Below are 19,350 nucleotides of genomic sequence, written 5' to 3'. Positions count from 1 at the left end.
ATATTGCCGACAGATGAGCCTACCCGGACGGTCCCCCCCGTCGGTGGTGTGGTGGCACACGTACGTCCGCCACCACCTCGGACTTTGCCCCACGCCCCGGCACTGGTCGACGGCGGTTCACCGCCATGCGACCTGTTCGTGAGCCTTCTGTTAGCGGTTCGAGGCCTGCTGTCCGGCTGACCCGCGGGTGTGTGGCACTCTTCAAGGAGTTTGTACGACGCTGAGTGAGCCGGTCCGTGCACGGGCCGTGTGCTGGACGTGGAACGGAAGGGCCCTGGATGGTCGACCTGCCCCAGCTGCCGGATGATCCCTCGAAGCTGGCCCGCGAGCCGCTCAGGGAGCAGATCCGGCAGGTACTGGTCGAGGGCCTGCTGTCCGGTCGCTGGCAGCCCGGCGAGCGGATCGTGGAACGCCGCGTCGCCACGGAGCTGAGGGTGAGCCAGGCGCCGGTGCGCGAGGCGCTGCGCGAGCTGGAGACCCTGCGCCTGATCGAGACCGTACCCAACAAGGGCGCCCGGGTGCGGGCCTTCGGGGTCCAGGACATGGCGGAGATCTACCCCGTGCGCGCCGGGCTGGAGCTGGTCGCGGCGCAGCTGGCCGCGCCCCGCCTGGCCGCCGACCCCTCCCCCCTGGAGCGGGAGGTGGAGGCGCTCCAACGGGCGACGGCACAGGGCGACGTGTCCGAGCAGATCCGGCACAGCGTGGAGTTCCACCGCGAGGTGGTGCGCGCCGCCGACAACAGCGTGCTCCTGCACACCTGGGAGTCGCTGGGCGTGGAGGTGTGGACCGCGCTGTCGGTGCGCTGGCTGAACATGGAGCTGCACGCCAAGGCCGCCGACCACGCCCAGATCACGCGCGCCTTCATCGAGGGGGACCCCTCGGTGGGGCAGATGCTCAGCGACCACGTGCTCAACTACGTGGAGGCGGCGCTGAAGTCCCACGAGAGCGCCCGCTGACCCCTGGTCCTCCCGCCACCGTCCCGTGGCGGCGCGTCCACCCGTCCGGCCCCCGCGTCGACCGCCCCGGCACGCCCGGCCTCCGCCAGCGGCCCCGCCGATTCCTCCAGACCCGCGGGAGCACTGCGACCTGCCCCGTCGCTCCGAAACCGGACCTTCTGGCATAGAGTTGTATTGATCGATCATCGATCAGACCGTAGAGTGTGCGCGACACACGTCACACACGAGCGGGCCCCTCCCGGGCAAGCGGAGTCGTTCATCCGGCCGGTGGACGAACCCGTGCGACCGGCACCGCCGCGCCGGGCCACGGACGCATATGCGGGTGCAGACCGGGAAGCAATGCGGCAGGGGTTCTGCGGACAACTGCACACGAGACCCCACCAGCGCTTCGTGTCCGGAGGAGGGCGAGCCACCCTCCTCCGGAACGCGCCCCGCAACAGCCACAGAGCGCCGCCACCGCATGAGCCGGGTGGCTGCGCACGCCACGGTCGCACCCGACAGCGCGGCCGCGGCGGGCCTGGTACCCCGGTCCACAGACCCGGGGCCCCAGGCCTTCTCGTACGTAGAAAGGCACACCATGGCTGACACGGCCAAGCCGAAGGGCCGCACCGCCAGGCCCTCCTCAGGGACCCGGCGGCGTACCACCCGTAAGGACACCTCCCCCGGCCTCGCCGACGAGAAGCCCGACACCCTTCTCGACTACTACCGCCAGATGCTGTTCGTCCGGCGGTTCGAGGAGCGCACGGCCCAGGCCTACACCCAGGCCAGGATCGGCGGCTACTGCCACCTCAACCTCGGCGAGGAGGCCACGGTCGTCGGCCTGATGACCGCCCTCCAGGAGCGCGACTACCTGTTCACGAACTACCGTGACCACGGGTACGCGATCGGCAAGGGCATGGACCCCAAGCGGGTCATGGCCGAGCTCTACGGGCGCGTCGACGGCGTGTCCAAGGGCTGGGGCGGCTCGATGCACATGTACGACACCGAGACCCGCATGCTCGGCGGCTACGGCATCGTCGGCGGGCAGCTGCCGCTGGCCGCCGGTGCCGCGCTGGCCGTCTCCTACCGGGGCGGCGACGAGGTCGTCATGTGCCAGATGGGCGACGGCACCACCAACATCGGCGCCTGGCACGAGACCCTCAACATCGCCAAGCTGTGGAACCTGCCGATCGTCTTCGTGGTGATCAACAACTTCACCGGCATGGGCACCACGGTCGAGATGTCCTCCGCCGAGCCCGACCTGTACAAGCGCGGCGCCGCCTTCCGCATCGAGGGCGAGCGCGTGGACGGCCGCGACGTGCTCGCGGTCCGCGACACCGCGTCCAGGCTCATCGAGCGCGCCCGCGAGGAGCAGACCCCGTTCCTGCTGGAGGCGTGGAGCTACCGGATGAAGGGCCACTCCGTGGTCGACCCGGCCAAGTACCGCACCGACGAGCAGAAGGACGAGGCCCGGTCGGACGAGAACGACCCGATCGCCCTGTTCGACGCCAGGCTCGCCGAGGAGGGCATCCTCACCGACGAGCTGCGCGAGGAGATCGCCGCCTCCGTCAAGGCCGAGGTCACCGAGGCCGCGGAGTTCGCCGAGAACAGCCCGCACCCGGAGGTCTCCACGCTCTTCGACTACACCTACGCCACCCCGGTGCCCAACGAGTCCACCCGCATGCCCGCCGACCCGGTGTTCGCGGAGTAGGGAAGGAACCCACATGTCTGTGATCACTTACCGCCAGGCTCTGCGGGACACCCTTCGCGCCGAGATGGTCCGCGACGAGAACGTCCTCGTCATGGGCGAGGAGATCGGCGTCTTCGAGGGCTCCTACAAGATCACCGAGGGCCTGCTCAAGGAGTTCGGCCCCCGCAGGGTCAAGGACACCCCGATCGCCGAGGAGGGCTTCGTCGGCGCGGCCGTCGGCGCGGCCATGCTGGGCCTGCGCCCGGTCGTCGAGCTGATGACGATCAACTTCTCGCTGATCGCCATCGACCAGATCATCAACCACGCCGCCAAGATCTACGGCATGTTCGGCGGCCAGACGAGCGTGCCCATGGTCATCCGCACGCCCGGCGGCGGCGGCCAGCAGCTCGGCGCCACGCACTCGCAGAACATCGAGCTGTTCTACTCGTTCATCCCCGGTCTGAAGGTGCTCGCTCCCAGCACCCCGGCCGAGGCCTCGCAGATGCTGCGCGCGGCCATCCGCGACGACGACCCGGTCCTGTTCCTGGAGAACCTGGGCCTGTACAACTCCAAGGGCGAGGTCCCCGACGACTACGCCGAGGCGGAGAACGACAACGTCGCCACGATCGGCCGCGCCAAGGTCACCCGCGAGGGCAGCGACATCACCCTCATCGGCTACTCCCGGATGGCCATGGTCGCGACCCAGGTCGCCGAGAAGCTGGCCGAGGAGGACATCGACGTCGAGGTCGTCGACCTGCGCAGCCTGCGCCCGCTGGACCGCCAGACCTTCGTGGACTCGGTCAAGAAGACCGGCGCCGCGGTGATCTGCGAGGACGACTGGCTGACCTACGGGATCGGCGCGGAGATCGCCGCCTCGATCCAGGAGGGCGCCTTCGACTACCTCGACGCCCCGGTCCGCCGGGTGGCGATGGCCGAGGTGCCCATGCCCTACGCCAAGCCGCTGGAGACGGCGGCCCTGCCGTCGGTCGAGTCGATCAGCACCGCCATCAAGGAGACCCTGAGCGCCGTCGGCAAACGGGTCGGGTAGAGGGAGTTTCAAGCATGAGCGAGATCCAGATGCCGCGCCTCTCCGACACCATGGAGGAAGGCGTCATCAGCACGTGGGTCAAGAACGTGGGCGACAAGGTCGCCTCCGGTGACGTCCTGGTCGAGATCGAGACCGACAAGGCCGTCATGGAGTACGAGGCCTACGAGGACGGCTACCTGGTCAAGCAGTCCGTCTCCGAGGGTGAGACGGTGCCGATCGGCGCGGTCATCGGCGTGATCGGCGACTCCCCGGACGCGGTGCCCGAGGACTCCGGCGACGGCGGTTCGAAGCCCGGGGCCGAGCCCGCCGAGGAGGAGCAGGGCGAGAAGGCGGAGGAGATCCAGGAGGCCGCCGAGGGCACGGAGGAGCAGTCCGAGGAATCCGCCCCGGCCTCCGGCGACGGGGCCGCGCGCCCGCGCACCTCCCCGCTGGCCCGGCGTCTGGCCAAGGAGTACGGCCTGGACATCAACAGGATCCAGGGGTCGGGCCCCAAGGGCCGGATCGTGCGCGCCGACATCGAGGCCGCCCGGGAGAAGGGCTCCTCCGCCGAGGGGACCCCGCACACCGTGGAGGCCAAGGAGGAGGCCAAGCCCTCCGCCGAGCGGGCCGCGTCCGCCCCGGCCTTCGACGACGGCCGCGCCTCCGAGGAGCTCAAGGTCAGCAACGTGCGCAAGGTGATCGCGCGCCGCCTGACCGAGAGCAAGCAGACCGTGCCGCACTTCTACCTGCGCCGCACGATCGACGCCGAGGCGCTCAAGGCCTTCCGCGCGCAGATCAACGAGCAGCTGTCCAGCACGGGCGTGAAGGTCAGCTTCAACGACCTGATCGTCAAGGCCAGCGCGACGGCGCTGAAGCTGCACCCGGCGGTGAACACCTCGTGGGTGGACGACAAGCTGCTCCAGCACCACCGGGTCAACGTGGGTGTGGCCGTGGCCGTGGACGCCGGGCTCGTGGTGCCGGTGCTGCACGACACGGACAAGGCGACGCTGTCGGAGATCTCCACGCGCACGCGCGAGCTGGCGGGCAAGGCCCGTGACGGCAAGCTCAAGCCGCAGGAGATGAGCGGCGGCACGTTCAGCGTGTCCAACCTGGGCATGTTCGGCGTGGACAGCTTCTCCGCGGTGATCAACCCGCCGGAGGCGGCCATCCTCGCGGTCGGCGCGATGCGCCAGGAGCCGGTGGTCGTGGACGGCGAGGTCGTCGTGCGCAACCGGATCTCCCTGGAGCTGTCGGTGGACCACCGCGCGGTGGACGGCGCCGTGGGCGCCGCGTTCCTCAAGGACCTCGCGGAGATCCTCGAGGAGCCGATGCGGATCATCCTGTAGCGTCTGGCGCCCGACACACGCGACGCCCCGGCCGTTCCCGGCCGGGGCGTCCGTCGTTCCCGGATGGCGGCGACTTCCTTCCACAGGTTGTGGACAAGCGGGCAGATGGCCATGCCGACGAGTCGACACGGCGACGAACCGACAGGGAGAACCCGGACCCGCGATGCTGTGGCCTTCGGGCGGCTGTGCGAGCATTCCGCATGTTCCTCTTTCCCTTCTCCCTGCTCGCCCTCCTGTGCCTGATCGTGTCGTGCGTGGTGTTCCCGATATCCGCCACCCGTTCCCTCGTGCGCGCCGGCCGCCGCGTGGAGGAGGGAAAGGCCTGGTCGGAGGCGGTGGAGCTCGGACCCCTGATCCATCTCTCGGCGATCGCGTTCACCGCCGCGTTCGTCGTCTACGGCCGGGCACACCTGTACTACGCTCCCAGCCTCTTCCCGGAGGACACCTGTTTCCTGCGCGCGAATACCCAGGCGCCGCCGGTCTCCCACGACGCGTTCCCGCTCAGCACCGTGTGCCCCTCCGCATACGAGCCCGGCGGTGTGGAGATCGTGCCGGCCTGGACGAATCCGACGATCGCCGCTCTGGTCGCGGTGGCCGCGGTGATCCTGGCGGCGGCGTACGCCGTGCACCTCCGGCGCACGTAGCGGACCGGCCGAGGACGGTGTCGGCGCGCCAGGAGACCACCGCCGACGTGCGCTGTCAGTGTGGACGAACGGACATGCCGACGAGTCGACACGGCGACGAGTCGACGGAGCGGCCCCGCGCCGCTCTGGCACCGGCGTGTCGGCCCCGCTGTCCACAGCCTGTGGACGGCGGGGCCGAAGGCCCCCTTCCGTTCGGTAAGCGCCGGTTCCGTTCCGTCACCGCCTCCTGCCATGATCGACGCGAACCGAACGACACGCGGGAGGAACCATGACGAGGACACCGGACGGCGCCAGGGACGTCGTGGGGCTCGCCCGCCAGCTGCGGAGCCTCTCCCCCGGCAAGTGGACCGAAGCGGACCTGCGCGCGATGGCCGACCGCCAGGGCTGGGAGTGGGCCGACGACGAGTGGGGACCGCGGCTGCGCACCGGGGAGGGCTTCGGCGAGGCCCGGCTGCGTCCTGTGGACGAGTTCATGGAGATCCACACGACCACGGAGGAGTACGCCGGTCTGCACTTCCTCGTGAAGGAGGTCCGGGGCGAGGTAAGAGAGCACGTCGAGGCGTTCGGGGAGGTCGCCGAGAGCCTTCGTGGCGAGTTCGTCCGGCCCCATGTCCTCGGGGCCGACGACACCGCCGCCTCCTTCCACGACGACGTCCCCCGCTGGGGCGCCCCCTTCATGCGGTGGAGGGGGCGCAGGAACAGTCTGGAACTGCGGGCGGGCACCGAGGGTCCCCTCCTGTCGCTGCTGCCCAACGATCCGGCCGAGGGGTGGTTCTGGTACAACCGCGAGCACGGGGCCGGGACCGTGGGCGGATTCATCGGCACCCGCCCGGTCAGGGACAACGCCGGCATGTCCTTCGCCGGCATCACCCGGCACACCGACTGGAAGGGGTACGGCAGGCTGCTGGCCGACTCCCTGCGCACCCTGCCCGCCGAGTTGACCGCCCTGGGCCTCTCGCGCTCCTTCGGTTTCCACGGCATGGTTCCTGGCATGGGCGGCCCCTGGGTCTTCCAGTTCGAGCTCGGTGAGTACGTGGAACTCGGTCTGGACGACGCTGTGGCCAACCTCTTCGGCCCGGAGACCCCCACGCCGGAGGAACTGGGTTGGACCAAGGCCACCGAGGAGCGCCACCGCCGCCAGGACATCGCCTACCACTCGCCGCGGTACCCCTACGACGAGGTCAACGGGGTACGGCTGGCGATGATGGTGGTCGAGGCCGCAGAGGCGCTCGGCATCCCCTCCCCCTCGGACCTGTCGCTGACCGACTGGGCCGACCACGTCAAGTTCCCCTCGGATGAAGGGTCGGACGACGGTTACCGCGTCGTCGACTACGGACTCGCCGTGACGGCCAACCCCTGATCCGCGCGTGCGGTGCGCCCGGCCCGCAGCGGCCGGGCAGGGGTCGGTGGTGGCTGTGGGATGCGGCCTTCCGGCGAGGCGGGAGGGCGGCTGCGGCCATGGCGGTGAGGGCGGCGACGGCGCCGATGGCCAGGACGATGCGGAAGGCCTCCTGTGGGGGAGCCGGTGACCGCCGAACGTCGTGGGGACGTCCGCGGGACAGCCCGTGGACAACGTGCCGTCGCACCCGGGCCGGTATACGGTCGGCCGCATGCCCCACGTGCTGCACATGACCGAACTCGAACGCTGGACCTCCGGCAGCGACGACATCGAGGCCGACTCCCTGCGCACGCAGGGGTTCGTGCACGCCTCACCGGACGAGCCCACGCTGCTGGCGGTGGCCAACGCGTTCTACACCGGCGCCGCCGGGCAGCTGGTCGCCCTCGTCGTGGACACCGACGCGGTCGGCTGCGAGGTGCGCTGGGAGGCAGCCGAACCCGCCCCGCCGCCGGGCGTGGGGAACGGCGTCCTCTTCCCCCACATCTACGGACCGATCCCCCGCGGGGCCGTGACGGGCGTGCGCCACCTGCGCCGCGACCCCGCGGGCCGGTACACGGGCGCCGAGGCCAGACCCGCCACGGCCGAGGCGCTGGACCTTCTGCCGCACCCGGAGGGCGGCTGGTACCGGCGGACCTGGCACAGCGGGGTGACCGTGCACCCCGGGGGCTACCCGGGTCCGCGGCCCACCGCCACCGGCGTCCACCTCCTGCTCGGCCCCGGGGAGGAGTCGCGCTGGCACCGGGTGCGCTCCGACGAGGTGTGGGTGTTCAACCGGGGCGGGCCCCTGGTGCTGGAGTACGGCGGCACGGGAGGAGCGCCCGACCCCGACGGACAGGTGACCCTGGGCACGGGGATCGAGCGGGGAGAACGCCTCCAGGCGGTGGTCCCGGCCGGTACCTGGCAGGCCGCCCGCCCGTTGGAGGGTGAGGCGCTGGTCAGCTGCTTCGTCTCCCCCGGTTTCGACTTCGCCGACTTCGAGGCGCTCTGACCCCAACCGGTCCTCTCACGGACGCGGTCGGAGTGGGCCCGGCCGGTGTGCACACGGCGGAGCCCCCGAAAGCCGGAACAGGGTTTCCGCACCACTAGGGACACCGCTGCCCCAATGAACCCAGGGGTCACGCCCACATCCTGGTCAACCACAGATACCATGTGCGGTTTTGCGCCCTACATCCACCCGACCGCGACGACTCGTCATACCAGGTCACAGCGCTGCCGCTCTCGGACAGGGCTTCTTCTCCAGGGATTCCCCCTTGCCTGCGGACATGGCCTCGGATACCGTTCCTAACGTCCGTCAGGTTCCGCAGGAGGAGGTGGCAAGGTAGAACACCATTCACGTTCCCGAATGATTCTGGACGCGGCCTCCGAGGTATTCGCTGAATCGGGTTATGACCACGCCTCCATGCGAGAACTCGCACAGGCCACGGGAGTGACCACTCCTGTTCTCTATTATCACTTCAAATCCAAAATCGACCTCTACGGAGCGGTGGTCGCGAGCCAGGCGGAAAAACTGGTAAGCAGCTGGATCTTCCCGAGCAACACGAACACCCCCGAAGAGCTCTTCAACGAGACGACCAGCGCGTTCTTCCGCTCGATGGAGCACTCCTGGCTCGCCTGGCGCATCCTGTTCGTCAACAGACCCCTGGCCCCGGAGGCAGCCGAGATCTTCGAACAGGCCCAGGACTACGCGACTGAGTCAGTCGCGGCCTGCATCAGGGCACTCGGGCCGCTGGACCTGCCCGTCAACCTGGACACGGACCGGGCCCTGTACGCCCTGGCCGAATCCATCAAGGCCTCCGGACACGCCCTGGTCGCCTGGTGGCACGAGAACCAGGACGTCCCCATAGAGGACGTCATCCACCTGAACAAAACCGTCGTCTGGGGAGGCATGGAAGGACTTCTTTCGAAAAAGGAGCCCTGACCCCTCCCCCACACCGGCCCCAAGCCCCGTGGCCGCTATTCCTCACAGTCAGCACGGAAGGAAAGCACAGAAGGGGCGGCGGTGTTGGATCCCGTACGGATCGCTCTGGTCTTTCCCGGCCAAGGGGCGCAGACACCCCGAATGGGAGCCGGCCTGTACGGCGGGGAACCGGTGTTCAGCGCGACGATGGACGAGTTCTTCGCCCGGACCGGCTCCCGGGGCAGCCTGCTGCGCGACGTGTGGTTGTCCCCGTCTCCCGGGGCCGCCCTGGACGAGTCAGCGCACTCCCAGCCGCTGCTCTTCGCCGTCGGGCACGCACTGGGCCGTGCCGTGACCGCGAGGATGGACGTCGACGCGCTGCTGGGCCACAGCGTCGGCGAGCTCGCGGCGGCGGCCACCGCGGGAGTCTTCACCACCGCGGAGGGCGCGGGCCTCATGGAGGCCCGGAGCCGGGCTCTGCGCCTGGCCCCTGAGGGGGGCATGCTCGTCGTGGCGGCGGCACCGGACCAGCTCCGCGAGCACATGCCCGACGGCGTCGTGGTCGGTGCGCTGAACAACCCCCGCCAGACCGTGCTGTGCGGTCCGCGCCGCTCCCTCCGGGCGCTCGCCGGACGACTGCTCGCCAAGGGTTTCGCCTGCGACTTCGCCCGCTCGTCCCACGCCTTCCACAGTCCTCTGTGTACTCCGTCGGCGCAGGAGTTCGAGAAGGCCTTCGACGGGGTGGCTCTCGCACGGCCTGTACCGCCCGTCCACTCCGCGCGGCACGGCGGTGTGGTCACCGACCGCCAGGCCGTCTCCGGGGCCTTCTGGGCGCGTCAGCTCGACCATCCCGTGCTCTTCTCAGCCGCCGCTGACGGCCTTTTGGCCCACGGACGCCACCTGATCCTGGAGGCCGGGCCAAGGGGAAGCTGTGTCTCCCTCCTCAAACGCAACCGCCTTCTGCGCGCCACCCGCAGCCGCGTCGAACCGCTCCTCGCCGCAACGGAGGACGGTGACGCCCTCGCCGCCTTCGAGCTCGCGGTGAACCTCGCGGCTGAGACCCGAAACGTCAGCTCCGAACGATCACCGAACGCCGAACTCTGATTTTTGGAATCCTCCATGATCTCTCAGGACCCCTGTTCGAGCACGTACTGGCTCAACTCGTTATTCCACTCCCTGTCCCAGCACTTCACCCGCTCAGAACCCCGCACACGTGCCTGGAACTACCTGATCAACCTCGTGGGCACCCCGCCGGAGGAGGGCGCCAGCAGCCGACGCAACCTGGCCCACCGCTCCAGCGACCGGAGGCCCGACTCGGCACAGCGCCTGCTGACCAGTGCCAGGTGGGACGACAAGCACGTCCGCAAAGGCCTCCTGGACTTCCTCGTCAACCACTGTGGGAGCGAGACGAGCACCTTCTACGTCATCGAGACCTCCTTCGCGAAGAAGGGCAGCAAAGCAGCAGCCCTCAAACGCCAGTTCAGCGTCGACACCGGCAGGCTGGAGAACTGCCAAACCGCGGTCACGCTGTTCTGCAGGACCGCGAACGGCAACCTCTTCATGGTCGACTGTGACCTGTACGTACCACGGGAGTGCTTCGAGGACACCGGGTCGCGGCGGATGCTGCCCCAGGAACTGGCCTACCGCTCGAAGTCGCAGATCGCCTCCGGGCTGATCGAGAACGCGATCCGCGGCGGCATGATCCCGAACAAGGTGTTCGTGTCGCTGATGTGCCCAGGCAAGACCCACGTCCAGCACGTCCTGCAACTACGGCGGATACCGCACTGCATGCCGTTGACCTCGCTTGACCTGGCCCGCGGCCCGGGCGAGCAGAGATCACGGGGAGTGTCGGTCAGGCCCTCGCACGCCCCCCACGGCGGCCTCGTGCCGAGACCCGCGGAGGCGCACTCCCGGGGGAGCCGCCTGGGCTCCTCCCCCGGGAACACGGGCAAACGCAGGTACTTCTACGTCTACGACCCGGCCTCGGACACCTTTTCGGACATGGGACGGGCCGCCCAGGAACTCGACCAGGCGCGGCAGGCCTGGAACGCGGCGCGCGAGTGCGTCCGCTTCGACCGCTACAGCGTCCGCAGCCTGCTGGGGTGGCATCGGCACATGACACTGGCCATGGTCGCCTTGGCCGCTTGGGAGATGGCCCGGACCAGCGTCCGTGCGCAGGAGGCGCAGGAGTACCGGCGTCCCGTGCCGGTCAGGTGAGAGAGGAGCCCCGGTCCCGGGCACACCCGGCGGAGGCCGGAACCACCGCGCTGGTCAGGACCAGGCCGTCGGCGGTCACCAGCCACCGGCCGGCCAGGTCCGGGACGGCGGCGCCGTCCAACCGTGTGGTGAAGGTTCCCGATCCCGGCTGGAACTCCAGCTCAGCGTCGGCGAAGTCAAGCCACCGGCCGGTCAGGGGATACCAGGCCTTGTAGACGCTCTCCTTGGCGCTCAGCAGCAGTCGGTCCCAGTGCACGGCGGGGCCGACGCTGTACAACCAGCGGTGGTGCCGGCGTTCGGAGGGGAGCGCTATGACCTCCATGAGCCCGGCCCGCAGGGGGCCGTCCGGCTCGGCGTCGATCCCCACCGCCGCGACCTCGGAAGCCCGGGCGACCGCCGCCGCCCGATACCCGGCGCAGTGGGTGATGCTCCCGACCGCTCCGGTCGGCCAGCGGGGGGCACCGTCCTGGCTCCGTCCCACCGGCGAACCGGGGAACCCCAGGCGGGTCAGGGCCGTGTGCGCGCAGGCCCTCGAAGCGGCGAACTCCCTGCGGCGGCGGGGCGTGGCCCGTTCGAGGGTCTGCGTCCGCACGTCGGCTGCCGCCGTGTCAGCCGCCTCCCCCCGGGAGTCGACGGCCAGGACATCCTCCGGCAGGATCGCGCCGACGAGGGAGTTCATCCCGCCACCGGGGTTCGCGAGAGCACGGCGGCAAGCCCGAACAGGACCCCCATGACCGCGAGTTCGGTGGTGGTCCACGCCAGCACGGCGGTCCGCCGACCCGCCCTGATCTGCGGCAGCAGGCGGAAGCGGATGACGGAGGCCAGTGCGAGGAGGAGTCCGACACAGCCCAGTTTGGCCGCGCACAGAAGCACGTAGGGGGACAGGAGCGTATCCGTGTCCAGTCCCCCCGGAAGACCCAGGAGCAGGACCACGGCGTCCAGTACGCCGGTCAGCGCGACCACCAGGACCGAACACGAGGCGATCACCGAGAAGCGCGGGAGCGCCCCGGCGAGTTCGGTGTGCCGTCGTGCGAGAAGGGTGACGGTGGCCAGGAGGCCTCCGACCCACAGGGCCGCGGCGACGACGTGTCCACCCCTGCTGAGCATCATCAGGCCGTGGAGGGCGGAACTCTCCCCGTGGCCCGTGAGGGTGAGGGGGAGCAGGGGCGTGGCGGACAGGAGCAGACACAGTTCCCTGGGCAGGAAACGCGGGAGGTCACGACCGGCCAGGGCCGCGACAGCCGCCATGAGGGCGAGAGCGCCCATGGCCGCCAAGGCCTGGCCGGTCCTGGAGACCGCCAGGTAGGCGTCGATCGAGGACGTGGTCACCATCGCCTCGACCGCCAGTTCGGCGGCGCCCAGGAGAACGCAGACGCCCGCGCACAGGGCGACGAACGACGAGGCGACCGCCGACAGGCCGAGGGAGCGCCTGTACAGCGCGTTGACGGGTGTCTCCGGGGCTGGGGAGGCCAGGATCGGCAGCAGGGCGAAACCGACTGCGGCGGAGGCGCCGACGTGGAGGAGCGCGCGGGCCGGAGCGAGTCCGTGGTCGACGAGCGGGCCGGGGACCGGGACGCCGGGCGGAGCCGGCTCCAGGAGCACCGCCGTGGTGGCCGCCGCTGCCACCACGGCGCCGGCGAAGAGCACCAGGGACGGGTACACGAGGCGGAACGCGCGCCCCGTCGTTCGCCGCCCGTCCGGTTCCCGGATCCGGTCGAGCCGGAGCCGGGACACCTGGCTCACCGCTCGGTCCTTCCAGGATGACGGCGTTCCCTCAGCAACAGCGTCGTGAGCGCGGCGTCCGTGAGGACGATGGCCGCCATACCGACCACCATCGCCTTCTTCGGCAGGGGCCGCGGTTTCCTCGTCGCCGCGATGGCGCACAGGTCCACGAGGTCGGCCGCGGTACCGGCGAGCATCCACTCGGCCTCGTGTTCGCGCCTACGCAGCGACCGGAACAGTCCGGCACCCAGTCCGAGGTCGCGGACCGCGAAGTGGGCCGCGACCAGCCTCTCGCCCCTGGTGTCGGCACCCGCGCCGAACAACTGCCCCATCATCTGCCGGGGGCGTACGGCGAACAGTGTTCCGACGACACCGCGCACGAACGAAACGAAGTAACAAAGCAATCTGACAATTCCCATGCGGCTACCGCCTGTTCCCCTGCTCACGGTCGGGCGAACCAACTCTCGAACTTCGTCGCCGTCATCATGTCACCGGTGACCTTGATCCTTCGGCTGAGAAAGGCTCGCACGGGAGCGAGGGAGCCCGTGAGGACGCGGAGGAAAACGACGACGTCCATACGCATCGACACGGTGGGCCCGCTGGTTTCCCCGTGCGCGCAGTGGCACTTGCCGTCCTCGATCAGGGCGAAGTAGTTGCGCGTACCGCCGGATGTCTCGATGACGAACTGGAAGCTGATGACGCTCTCACCCGCCCTGTCCGCGATGAGGGCGCCGGGAAGCTCCTCGAACACCAGGTTCAGGAGCGCGTCCGCACCGCCCTCGCGCTGGTCCACCCACGCGAGGACCTCGTCGTCGGACCGGCCGTGCACGGCCTTCCTGATCTCCTGGAAGCTCTGCTCGGACGTGGTGCTCATAGCGGATTCTCCTCCGGGGCGGGGGACGGGGGTTGGGAACGGTCTCCGAGTACGGGCAGCAGGTCCCGTGTCCTGTGGCGTTCGTCCTCGGAACCGATCACGAGGGCGTTGAGGTCGGTCACTCCGGCTTCCTCCAGGCGCCGCACGCTCTCGGTGAGCTCCTTCTCGGACCCGATGAGGGCGATGTCACCGCCGTGGTCCGCGCCCTCGCGGTCGAGCATCGCGCGGTAGGCGGGCAGGGAGCGGTAGATCAGGAACATGCGCTCGGCCAGACGGTGCGCGGTCTCAGGATCGTCCGTGAGACAGACCGGCAGGCTGGCCACCACCCGGGGGCGGGAGCGCCCCGCCCCCTCCGCGCTGGCGGTCAGGAGGGGCACGACATGCTCCTCCAGGGTCCGCGTCCCGGTCATCCAGGTGATGGCCCCGTCAGCCAGTTCCCCCGCGACACGCAGCATCCGGGGGCCGAGCGCAGCCATGAGCAGCGGGACCCGCCCCCCAGGGGGAATGGACACCCTCCCGTTGGCACGGACGGTGTCGCCCTCATAGGCGACCCGCCCGGTGGACAGGAGCTGGTCGAGCACCTGGGCGTACTCGCGCATGCGGTGTGCGGTGCGGTCGTAGGTGTATCCCCACTGGTCCTCGACCACGTGCCGGTGGGAGACACCGATCCCCAGGGTGAACCGTCCCGAACAGGCGGCGTGGGCGGTCAGGGCCTGCTCCGCGAGGACCATGGGGTGCCGGGGGAAGGTCGGAACCACGCACGTGCCGAGTTCGATCCCGCCGACCTCGCGTCCCGCGACGGCCAGGGAGGTGATGCTGTCGTAGCCGAAGAGCTGGTGTCGGTGCCCTCTCGAGCTCCTGGTCCGCGGCCCCGACCCGGGGCTCTGTGGCAGCCACGCACTGGCGAAACCGTGGCTCCGGGCGGAACGCACCTTTTCGACAATCTCTTCGAAGTGGATACCGCCGTCGATATTTATACCGATTCGCACAGGCGAGAAGTTACATCACAGCCAACGGAAAAAGAAAGCCTCAAGTGCGGATTTCGGCATCCGAAATCCTCATCTGCGGATTTATCATCGATCGTCGGCAAGTGCGTATCTATTCTTGTTCTGACGTTCCGCCGGGGGATTGACTTCGCGCAACGGTGTGGAGGGCGGGAGGCCCCCGCGCGGAATGCCCCTGGCCTCGCGTGACCCGCCACGAACGCGGATCCAGCGGTCACGGGCGTCCTCCGTGCGCCGCCGCAGACGCAGGGAGGTTGATGGGATGTCCGACCGTGTGTGGGTGACCGGTATGGGAGCGGTCACTCCTGGGGGCTGGTCCGTGGAGAGGACCTGGGAAACCGTCCGCGACGGCGGCAGCGGGGTACGCCCGGTCCGTCGCTTCGCCACGTTCCCCTCGTCGAGTTCGGTCGCGGGGATGGTTCCCGGCCATGACGAGTACCTGCCCGAGTACTCGCTGTCCGTGAGCTACGGGACGCACGCGGCCCGGGAGGCGCTCGCGGGCTCCGGCCTGGACGAGGCGTCCGGTCTCGACGCGGCGATCGTCGCCAACCACGGCGAGCGGCGCCTGCCCGGGGAAGGCGCCAGCGGGCGCGTGGCGGGGGTGGAGCAGATCGCGCGCGAGGTCGGGGCCTCCGTCGGCGCACGGAGGTCGAGTGCCCCCTACGGGGCCTGCGCGGGCAGCGCCCAGGCGATCGGCATGGCACGCAGGCTCATCACCTCGGGCCGGGCCGACACCGTTCTGGCGGGTGGCAGCGACGCGCTCGTCACCCCCTTCGACTTCTTCTCCTTCAGCAGCCTGTACGTCATGTCCACCCGGGAGTGCCCGGCGGAGGAGGCGTCCTGCCCGTTCGACGAGCGCCGTGACGGTTTCGTGCTGGCCGAGGGAGCGGCGTTCCTGCTGTTGGAGTCGGAAAGGCACGCACGGGCCCGGGGAGCCGAGCCGCTGGCCTTCCTGGACGGGTTCGGACTCAGGCAGAACGCCCACCACATGTTCGCGCCGCCACCCGACGGGCAGGGCCCGGCCGACGCCATGGCGGAGGCCCTGCGCGACGCCGGAACCGCTCCTTCCGGCATCGACCACATCAACGCCCACGGCACCGGCACCCGTGACAACGACTCCTCCGAGACCCTCGCGATCCGCTCGGTCTTCGGGGCACACGCCGATGAACTCACCGTGACGTCCAACAAGAGCCAGCTGGGGCACACGATGGGAGCCTGCGGCGCGATCGAAGCGGTTCTGAGCGTGATGTCCCTGCGGACCGGTGTGGTGCCCCCCACCCGGAACCTGGAAAGGCCCAGCCCCGAGTGCGACCTGGACTACGTGCCCGGAAGCGCGCGTGAGGTCCCGCTGCGCCGGGTGCTCAGCAACAGCTTCGGGTTCGGCGGCCACAGCGCCTCCCTGGTGCTTTCCCTGACCGACTTCCGAGGAGACGCGTGATGTCCGTGAGAATCCATCTCGTTGCCAGCCACGTCGACGAGGCCGACACGACCGTCGAACGGCTGCGCTCACAGGCCAGGGAACACGCCTCCCGCAAGGTGCTGCGGTTCCTGGACGCGGCTTCGCTGGCGGCGTTCAACGCCGCCGCGTCGCTGTACCGCCGTGCCCCCGTGGCGGCTCCCGAACACGTCGCCCTGTACACGGTGGGGCGCTGGGACGGCGACATGCCGGACCCGCCCTTCCTCTCGGACGGTTCCGCGGAAGGGGATTCACGACTGAGTCGGCACATCCTGGAGGACGCCAACCCGGTTGACTGGCTGCGGATGCTGTCCAACAACGCGCTGTGCCAGGTCTCGATCGCCGAGGGGTTCCGAGGTCCCAACCTCCACCTCGTCGGCGACGCGGCGGCCGCCGCCCAGGTGATCTCGGTGTCGGCGGCCGACCTTGCCTCGGGGGCGGCCGAGCAGGCCCTGGTCGTCGCCTACGACACCCTGCCCGAGCACCGCCACCACCCCTCGGGACGGGCCCCCGCCCGGGCGGCCGCGCTCTCCCTGGCGCTCTCTCCCGAGGGTGGCCGTGACGATCTGCCCCGTCTTCTGGAACTGGCCGACTCCCTGTCCGAAGCGGTGGACTCGCCCATGGAGGTCATCAGCCGCTGCGCGGAGGAGATCGCCCCTCTCACGGAAGGAGCCGTGTGATGCCGGGCAGGCGCCAGACGCGACCGCCGCTCGTGCTGCCCCGCACGGAGGTCCTGGAGGGTATCGAGTCCTCCCTGACACGGTTCGTCGGCCTGGTCGACTCCCTGTCCGAGCAGGAGTGGACGGCACCCACCCGCTGTGAGGGATGGCAGGTCCGGGACGTCGCCGGACACGTCGCCGGCCTGTTCGCCGATGTGGCCGTCGGACGGATGCGGGGACAGGGGCTGCCCGAGGTGACCGCACGCCAAGCCGCCGAGCGACACGACCGCACCCCGGCCGAGGTCGCCGGGGAGCTGGCACGCGCCGGGCGCCTGTGCCTGAGGGTCCTGGACGGCTATGACGACGACGCCTGGGCCGCGCGTGCCCCGGGTGGGTTCCCCGGACCGCTGCGCCGCGCCGTGCTGGTCCTGTGGTACGAGCTCTACCTCCATGCCGACGACGTCAGGCACGCCCTCAGGCGGTCCTCCGAACACGGTCCGGGGCTGCGCGCCAGCGTCGTCCACGTCGCCGAGACCCTGGGCCTGTGGGGATGGGGCCCGGCCACACTCAAACTCACCGACCTGGAGGAGCTCCCGATCCGGGGCGGCGGCCCGGAGGTCACCGGGGAGCCCCTGGACTTCCTGCTCACGGCCACCGGGCGGCGCGCGCCCGAGTTGATGGGGCTGGACAAGAACGTCAACGTCTACCGCGAGGTGGTGTCATGACCGTCACCGGAGGGCAGGAACGATCGGGAACGCGCCGCTCCTCTCCTGACGGGAGGGCCCCCGGGACGGTGACGCACACCGCTGTCGTGGGCGCCGGGGTGGCGGGTCTGGCCGTCACCCGCATGCTCGACGCCCAGGACGTCCCGGTCCTGGCCTTCGACCGCAACGACGGCGTCGCGGACGTCTGGCGCGAACGCTATGACGGCCTGCGGCTGAACTCGGTGCGGTGGCTCTCCCAGATGCCGGACATGCCGCTACCCCGGCGCTACGGCCGCTGGGTGACCCGTGACCAGTTCGTGGAGTACCTCACCGAGTACGCCGAGCCCGTGAGGCGCAGGATCCGGACCGGGATCGACGTGCGCCGAATCCGACGCGGTTCCCTCTCCCGGTGGGAACTGGAGACCGACGCGGGGATGGTCGCCGCACACCACGTGGTGCTGTGCACCGGGCTGTACCGCCAGCCGTGGATCCCGGACTGGCCGGGCCGCGGGGAGTTCCACGGTCGCCTGGAGCACGCCTCCGCGTACCGCCGGCCCTCCGACTACGAGGGTGAGGACGTGGTGGTCGTCGGCGCCGGGGTCTCGGGAGTGGACATCGCCTCCGCCCTGCTCGGGCGGGGTTCGGGGTCGGTGACGGTGGCGGTGCGCACCTCCCCCCACTTCCTTCCCCGGGAGATGTGGGGGGTGCCCCTGCAGAACCTGTCGGTCGGCAACCGCTATCTGCCCCTGTGGCTCCAGGACATCGGAGGCAACGTCATCCAGCGGCTGTCGGCGGGCGACCTGTCCCGTACCGCGCTCGGGCGTCCCAGGGGAGGCATGTTCACGCGGCTCCAACGCACCGGTGTCAGCCCCTCTGTGGACGACGGCGTGTTCCTGCCCGCCGTGCGCTCGGGCCGGATCAGGGTGATCGGCGAGGTCACCGGGCTCCACGCCAAGGGCGTGGTCACGGCCGACGGAGAGGAGCACTCCGCGGACACGGTCCTGGCCTCCACCGGCTACCGGACTGGTCTGGACTCGCTGCTGGAGTCGGTGCCGGTCCTCGACTCCAGCGGGGTGCCGCCGCTGTCGCGCCCGGCCACCAGGGCGCTCGCCGACGCGGGCCTGCACTTCGTGGGCTACGTGTCACCGCTGACCGGGCATCTGAGGGAGATCGGTCTGCGCGCCCGCTGGGTGGCCCGTGCGATCGCGGCCGAGCCCCGTTGACGTGTGAACGCCCCGGACGCGGGTCCGGGGCGTCGCGCACGTCCAAGGGGCCTCAGCGGGACGTGGACCCGTTCCGCAGGTACTCCCTGGCGTTGTGCAGTTCTCGGGGTACGTCCCGGGCCAGCCACCGGCCCACGGCCCGGTCCATGAGCCAGGACATCGGTGGTGAGAAGCGGAACTCGACCCTCCGGTGGACGAGTGTGCCCTCATCGACATCGCTGAAGTGGAAGAAGGCGTGGAACCGGACGAAGGAGTCCGTCCAGGACGGGAGACCCGAAACATCGATCCGGTCGCCCGCGGCGTTGACCGCCACTCGCTGCGTGGTGACGGGACCGGGCAGGCCCATGAGCCTCGGCCGGAAACGGAAGACCACCTCGTCCCCGTCGCGTTCGACGCGGTAGACCTTGGCCAGCTTGTCGTCCACCTTCTGGTACTCGTGCAGGTCCAGTACGAACTCGATGATCTCGCGCGGGGACTGCTCCATGACCAACCGCGCCTCGCCGTACGCCATGTCCTTCTCCCTCCGTCTGCGCCCGGGGCCTTCCCGGGCTCG

General features: G+C 70.2%; 20 protein-coding genes. 14 read left to right on the top strand and 6 right to left on the bottom strand.

The features are described 5' to 3' along the window. Nucleotides 1-278: 278 nt before the first annotated feature. From HGB44_RS05970 to HGB44_RS05925, 10 genes are all read left to right on the top strand, one after another. A complete protein-coding gene (locus tag HGB44_RS05970; protein ID WP_017562859.1) occupies nt 279-956 on the top strand; it encodes a GntR family transcriptional regulator in 678 nt (225 codons plus the stop codon). A gap of 577 nt (nt 957-1,533) precedes the next feature. Beyond that, nucleotides 1,534-2,646 (top strand): pyruvate dehydrogenase (acetyl-transferring) E1 component subunit alpha, encoded by a 1,113-nt coding sequence (gene pdhA, locus HGB44_RS05965; protein WP_061081769.1) that lies wholly within the window; start codon nt 1,534-1,536, stop codon nt 2,644-2,646. A gap of 13 nt (nt 2,647-2,659) precedes the next feature. Further along, nucleotides 2,660-3,673, top strand: coding sequence for an alpha-ketoacid dehydrogenase subunit beta (locus HGB44_RS05960; RefSeq protein WP_017562861.1), 1,014 nt, complete (start codon nt 2,660-2,662; stop codon nt 3,671-3,673). Nucleotides 3,674-3,687: 14 nt separating this feature from the next. Further along, on the top strand, nt 3,688-4,998 hold the full coding sequence (locus HGB44_RS05955; protein WP_061081770.1) for a dihydrolipoamide acetyltransferase family protein: 1,311 nt from the start codon (nt 3,688-3,690) through the stop codon (nt 4,996-4,998). A gap of 200 nt (nt 4,999-5,198) precedes the next feature. Continuing rightward, entirely contained in the window at nt 5,199-5,642 is a 444-nt protein-coding gene (locus HGB44_RS05950) for a hypothetical protein (RefSeq protein ID WP_061081771.1), read from the top strand. A 268-nt stretch (nt 5,643-5,910) separates the two neighbouring features. Beyond that, nucleotides 5,911-7,002: a hypothetical protein gene (locus tag HGB44_RS05945; RefSeq protein ID WP_061081772.1), complete on the top strand. Its 1,092-nt coding sequence runs from the start codon at nt 5,911-5,913 to the stop codon at nt 7,000-7,002. A 250-nt stretch (nt 7,003-7,252) separates the two neighbouring features. Then, a complete protein-coding gene (locus HGB44_RS05940; protein ID WP_061081773.1) occupies nt 7,253-8,029 on the top strand; it encodes a cupin domain-containing protein in 777 nt (258 codons plus the stop codon). A 354-nt stretch (nt 8,030-8,383) separates the two neighbouring features. Next, nucleotides 8,384-8,959, top strand: a complete 576-nt coding sequence (locus tag HGB44_RS05935; protein WP_082768469.1) for a TetR/AcrR family transcriptional regulator — start codon at nt 8,384-8,386, stop codon at nt 8,957-8,959. 81 nt (nt 8,960-9,040) lie between these two features. Further along, the gene (locus HGB44_RS05930) at nt 9,041-10,042 is read left to right on the top strand and encodes an acyltransferase domain-containing protein (protein WP_269458476.1); all 1,002 of its coding nucleotides are present in this window, start codon (nt 9,041-9,043) and stop codon (nt 10,040-10,042) included. A 15-nt stretch (nt 10,043-10,057) separates the two neighbouring features. Then, the gene (locus HGB44_RS05925) at nt 10,058-11,155 is read left to right on the top strand and encodes a transposase (protein WP_061081776.1); all 1,098 of its coding nucleotides are present in this window, start codon (nt 10,058-10,060) and stop codon (nt 11,153-11,155) included. Here the strand turns inward: HGB44_RS05925 and HGB44_RS05920 are convergent. The 5 genes from HGB44_RS05920 to HGB44_RS05900 form a co-directional block, all read right to left on the bottom strand. Then, on the bottom strand, nt 11,148-11,834 hold the full coding sequence (locus HGB44_RS05920) for a 4'-phosphopantetheinyl transferase family protein (RefSeq protein ID WP_061081777.1): 687 nt from the start codon (nt 11,832-11,834) through the stop codon (nt 11,148-11,150). The genes HGB44_RS05925 and HGB44_RS05920 overlap by 8 nt on opposite strands. Next, on the bottom strand, nt 11,831-12,898 hold the full coding sequence (locus tag HGB44_RS32670; protein WP_061081778.1) for a copper resistance D family protein: 1,068 nt from the start codon (nt 12,896-12,898) through the stop codon (nt 11,831-11,833). The genes HGB44_RS05920 and HGB44_RS32670 overlap by 4 nt, the downstream gene beginning before the upstream one ends. Continuing rightward, the gene (locus HGB44_RS05910) at nt 12,895-13,257 is read right to left on the bottom strand and encodes a hypothetical protein (protein ID WP_168443969.1); all 363 of its coding nucleotides are present in this window, start codon (nt 13,255-13,257) and stop codon (nt 12,895-12,897) included. The genes HGB44_RS32670 and HGB44_RS05910 overlap by 4 nt, the downstream gene beginning before the upstream one ends. A 62-nt stretch (nt 13,258-13,319) precedes the next feature. Continuing rightward, the gene (locus tag HGB44_RS05905) at nt 13,320-13,751 is read right to left on the bottom strand and encodes an SCP2 sterol-binding domain-containing protein (protein ID WP_061081780.1); all 432 of its coding nucleotides are present in this window, start codon (nt 13,749-13,751) and stop codon (nt 13,320-13,322) included. Continuing rightward, complete coding sequence (locus HGB44_RS05900) at nt 13,748-14,740, bottom strand: TIGR03564 family F420-dependent LLM class oxidoreductase (RefSeq protein ID WP_082768470.1); 993 nt, start codon at nt 14,738-14,740, stop codon at nt 13,748-13,750. Before HGB44_RS05900 ends, HGB44_RS05905 begins: the two co-directional genes overlap by 4 nt. A 277-nt stretch (nt 14,741-15,017) precedes the next feature. Here HGB44_RS05900 and HGB44_RS05895 point away from each other — a divergent pair, with 277 nt between their 5' ends. Genes HGB44_RS05895 through HGB44_RS05880 form a run of 4 tightly spaced genes read left to right on the top strand, consistent with a single transcriptional unit; the run spans nt 15,018 to nt 18,797 of the window. Further along, nucleotides 15,018-16,193, top strand: a complete 1,176-nt coding sequence (locus tag HGB44_RS05895) for a beta-ketoacyl-[acyl-carrier-protein] synthase family protein (RefSeq protein ID WP_061081782.1) — start codon at nt 15,018-15,020, stop codon at nt 16,191-16,193. Continuing rightward, entirely contained in the window at nt 16,193-16,891 is a 699-nt protein-coding gene (locus tag HGB44_RS05890; RefSeq protein ID WP_061081783.1) for a hypothetical protein, read from the top strand. The genes HGB44_RS05895 and HGB44_RS05890 overlap by 1 nt, the downstream gene beginning before the upstream one ends. Then, nucleotides 16,891-17,595 carry a maleylpyruvate isomerase family mycothiol-dependent enzyme gene (locus HGB44_RS05885; protein ID WP_061081784.1) on the top strand — a complete coding sequence of 235 codons (705 nt, stop codon included), beginning with the start codon at nt 16,891-16,893 and terminating at the stop codon, nt 17,593-17,595. Before HGB44_RS05890 ends, HGB44_RS05885 begins: the two co-directional genes overlap by 1 nt. Then, nucleotides 17,592-18,797: a flavin-containing monooxygenase gene (locus HGB44_RS05880; protein WP_168443968.1), complete on the top strand. Its 1,206-nt coding sequence runs from the start codon at nt 17,592-17,594 to the stop codon at nt 18,795-18,797. Before HGB44_RS05885 ends, HGB44_RS05880 begins: the two co-directional genes overlap by 4 nt. A 52-nt stretch (nt 18,798-18,849) precedes the next feature. Here HGB44_RS05880 and HGB44_RS05875 read toward each other — a convergent pair whose 3' ends face one another. Continuing rightward, nucleotides 18,850-19,308 (bottom strand): SRPBCC family protein, encoded by a 459-nt coding sequence (locus HGB44_RS05875; protein WP_061082478.1) that lies wholly within the window; start codon nt 19,306-19,308, stop codon nt 18,850-18,852. Nucleotides 19,309-19,350 lie beyond the last annotated feature (42 nt).

Origin of the sequence: Nocardiopsis alborubida (assembly GCF_012396365.1) — a bacterium.
In the GTDB taxonomy this organism is placed as follows: Bacteria; Actinomycetota; Actinomycetes; order Streptosporangiales; family Streptosporangiaceae; genus Nocardiopsis; species Nocardiopsis alborubida.
The sequence above is the reverse complement of the archived record's forward strand: the minus strand, read 5'-3'. Positions and strand labels throughout refer to the sequence as shown.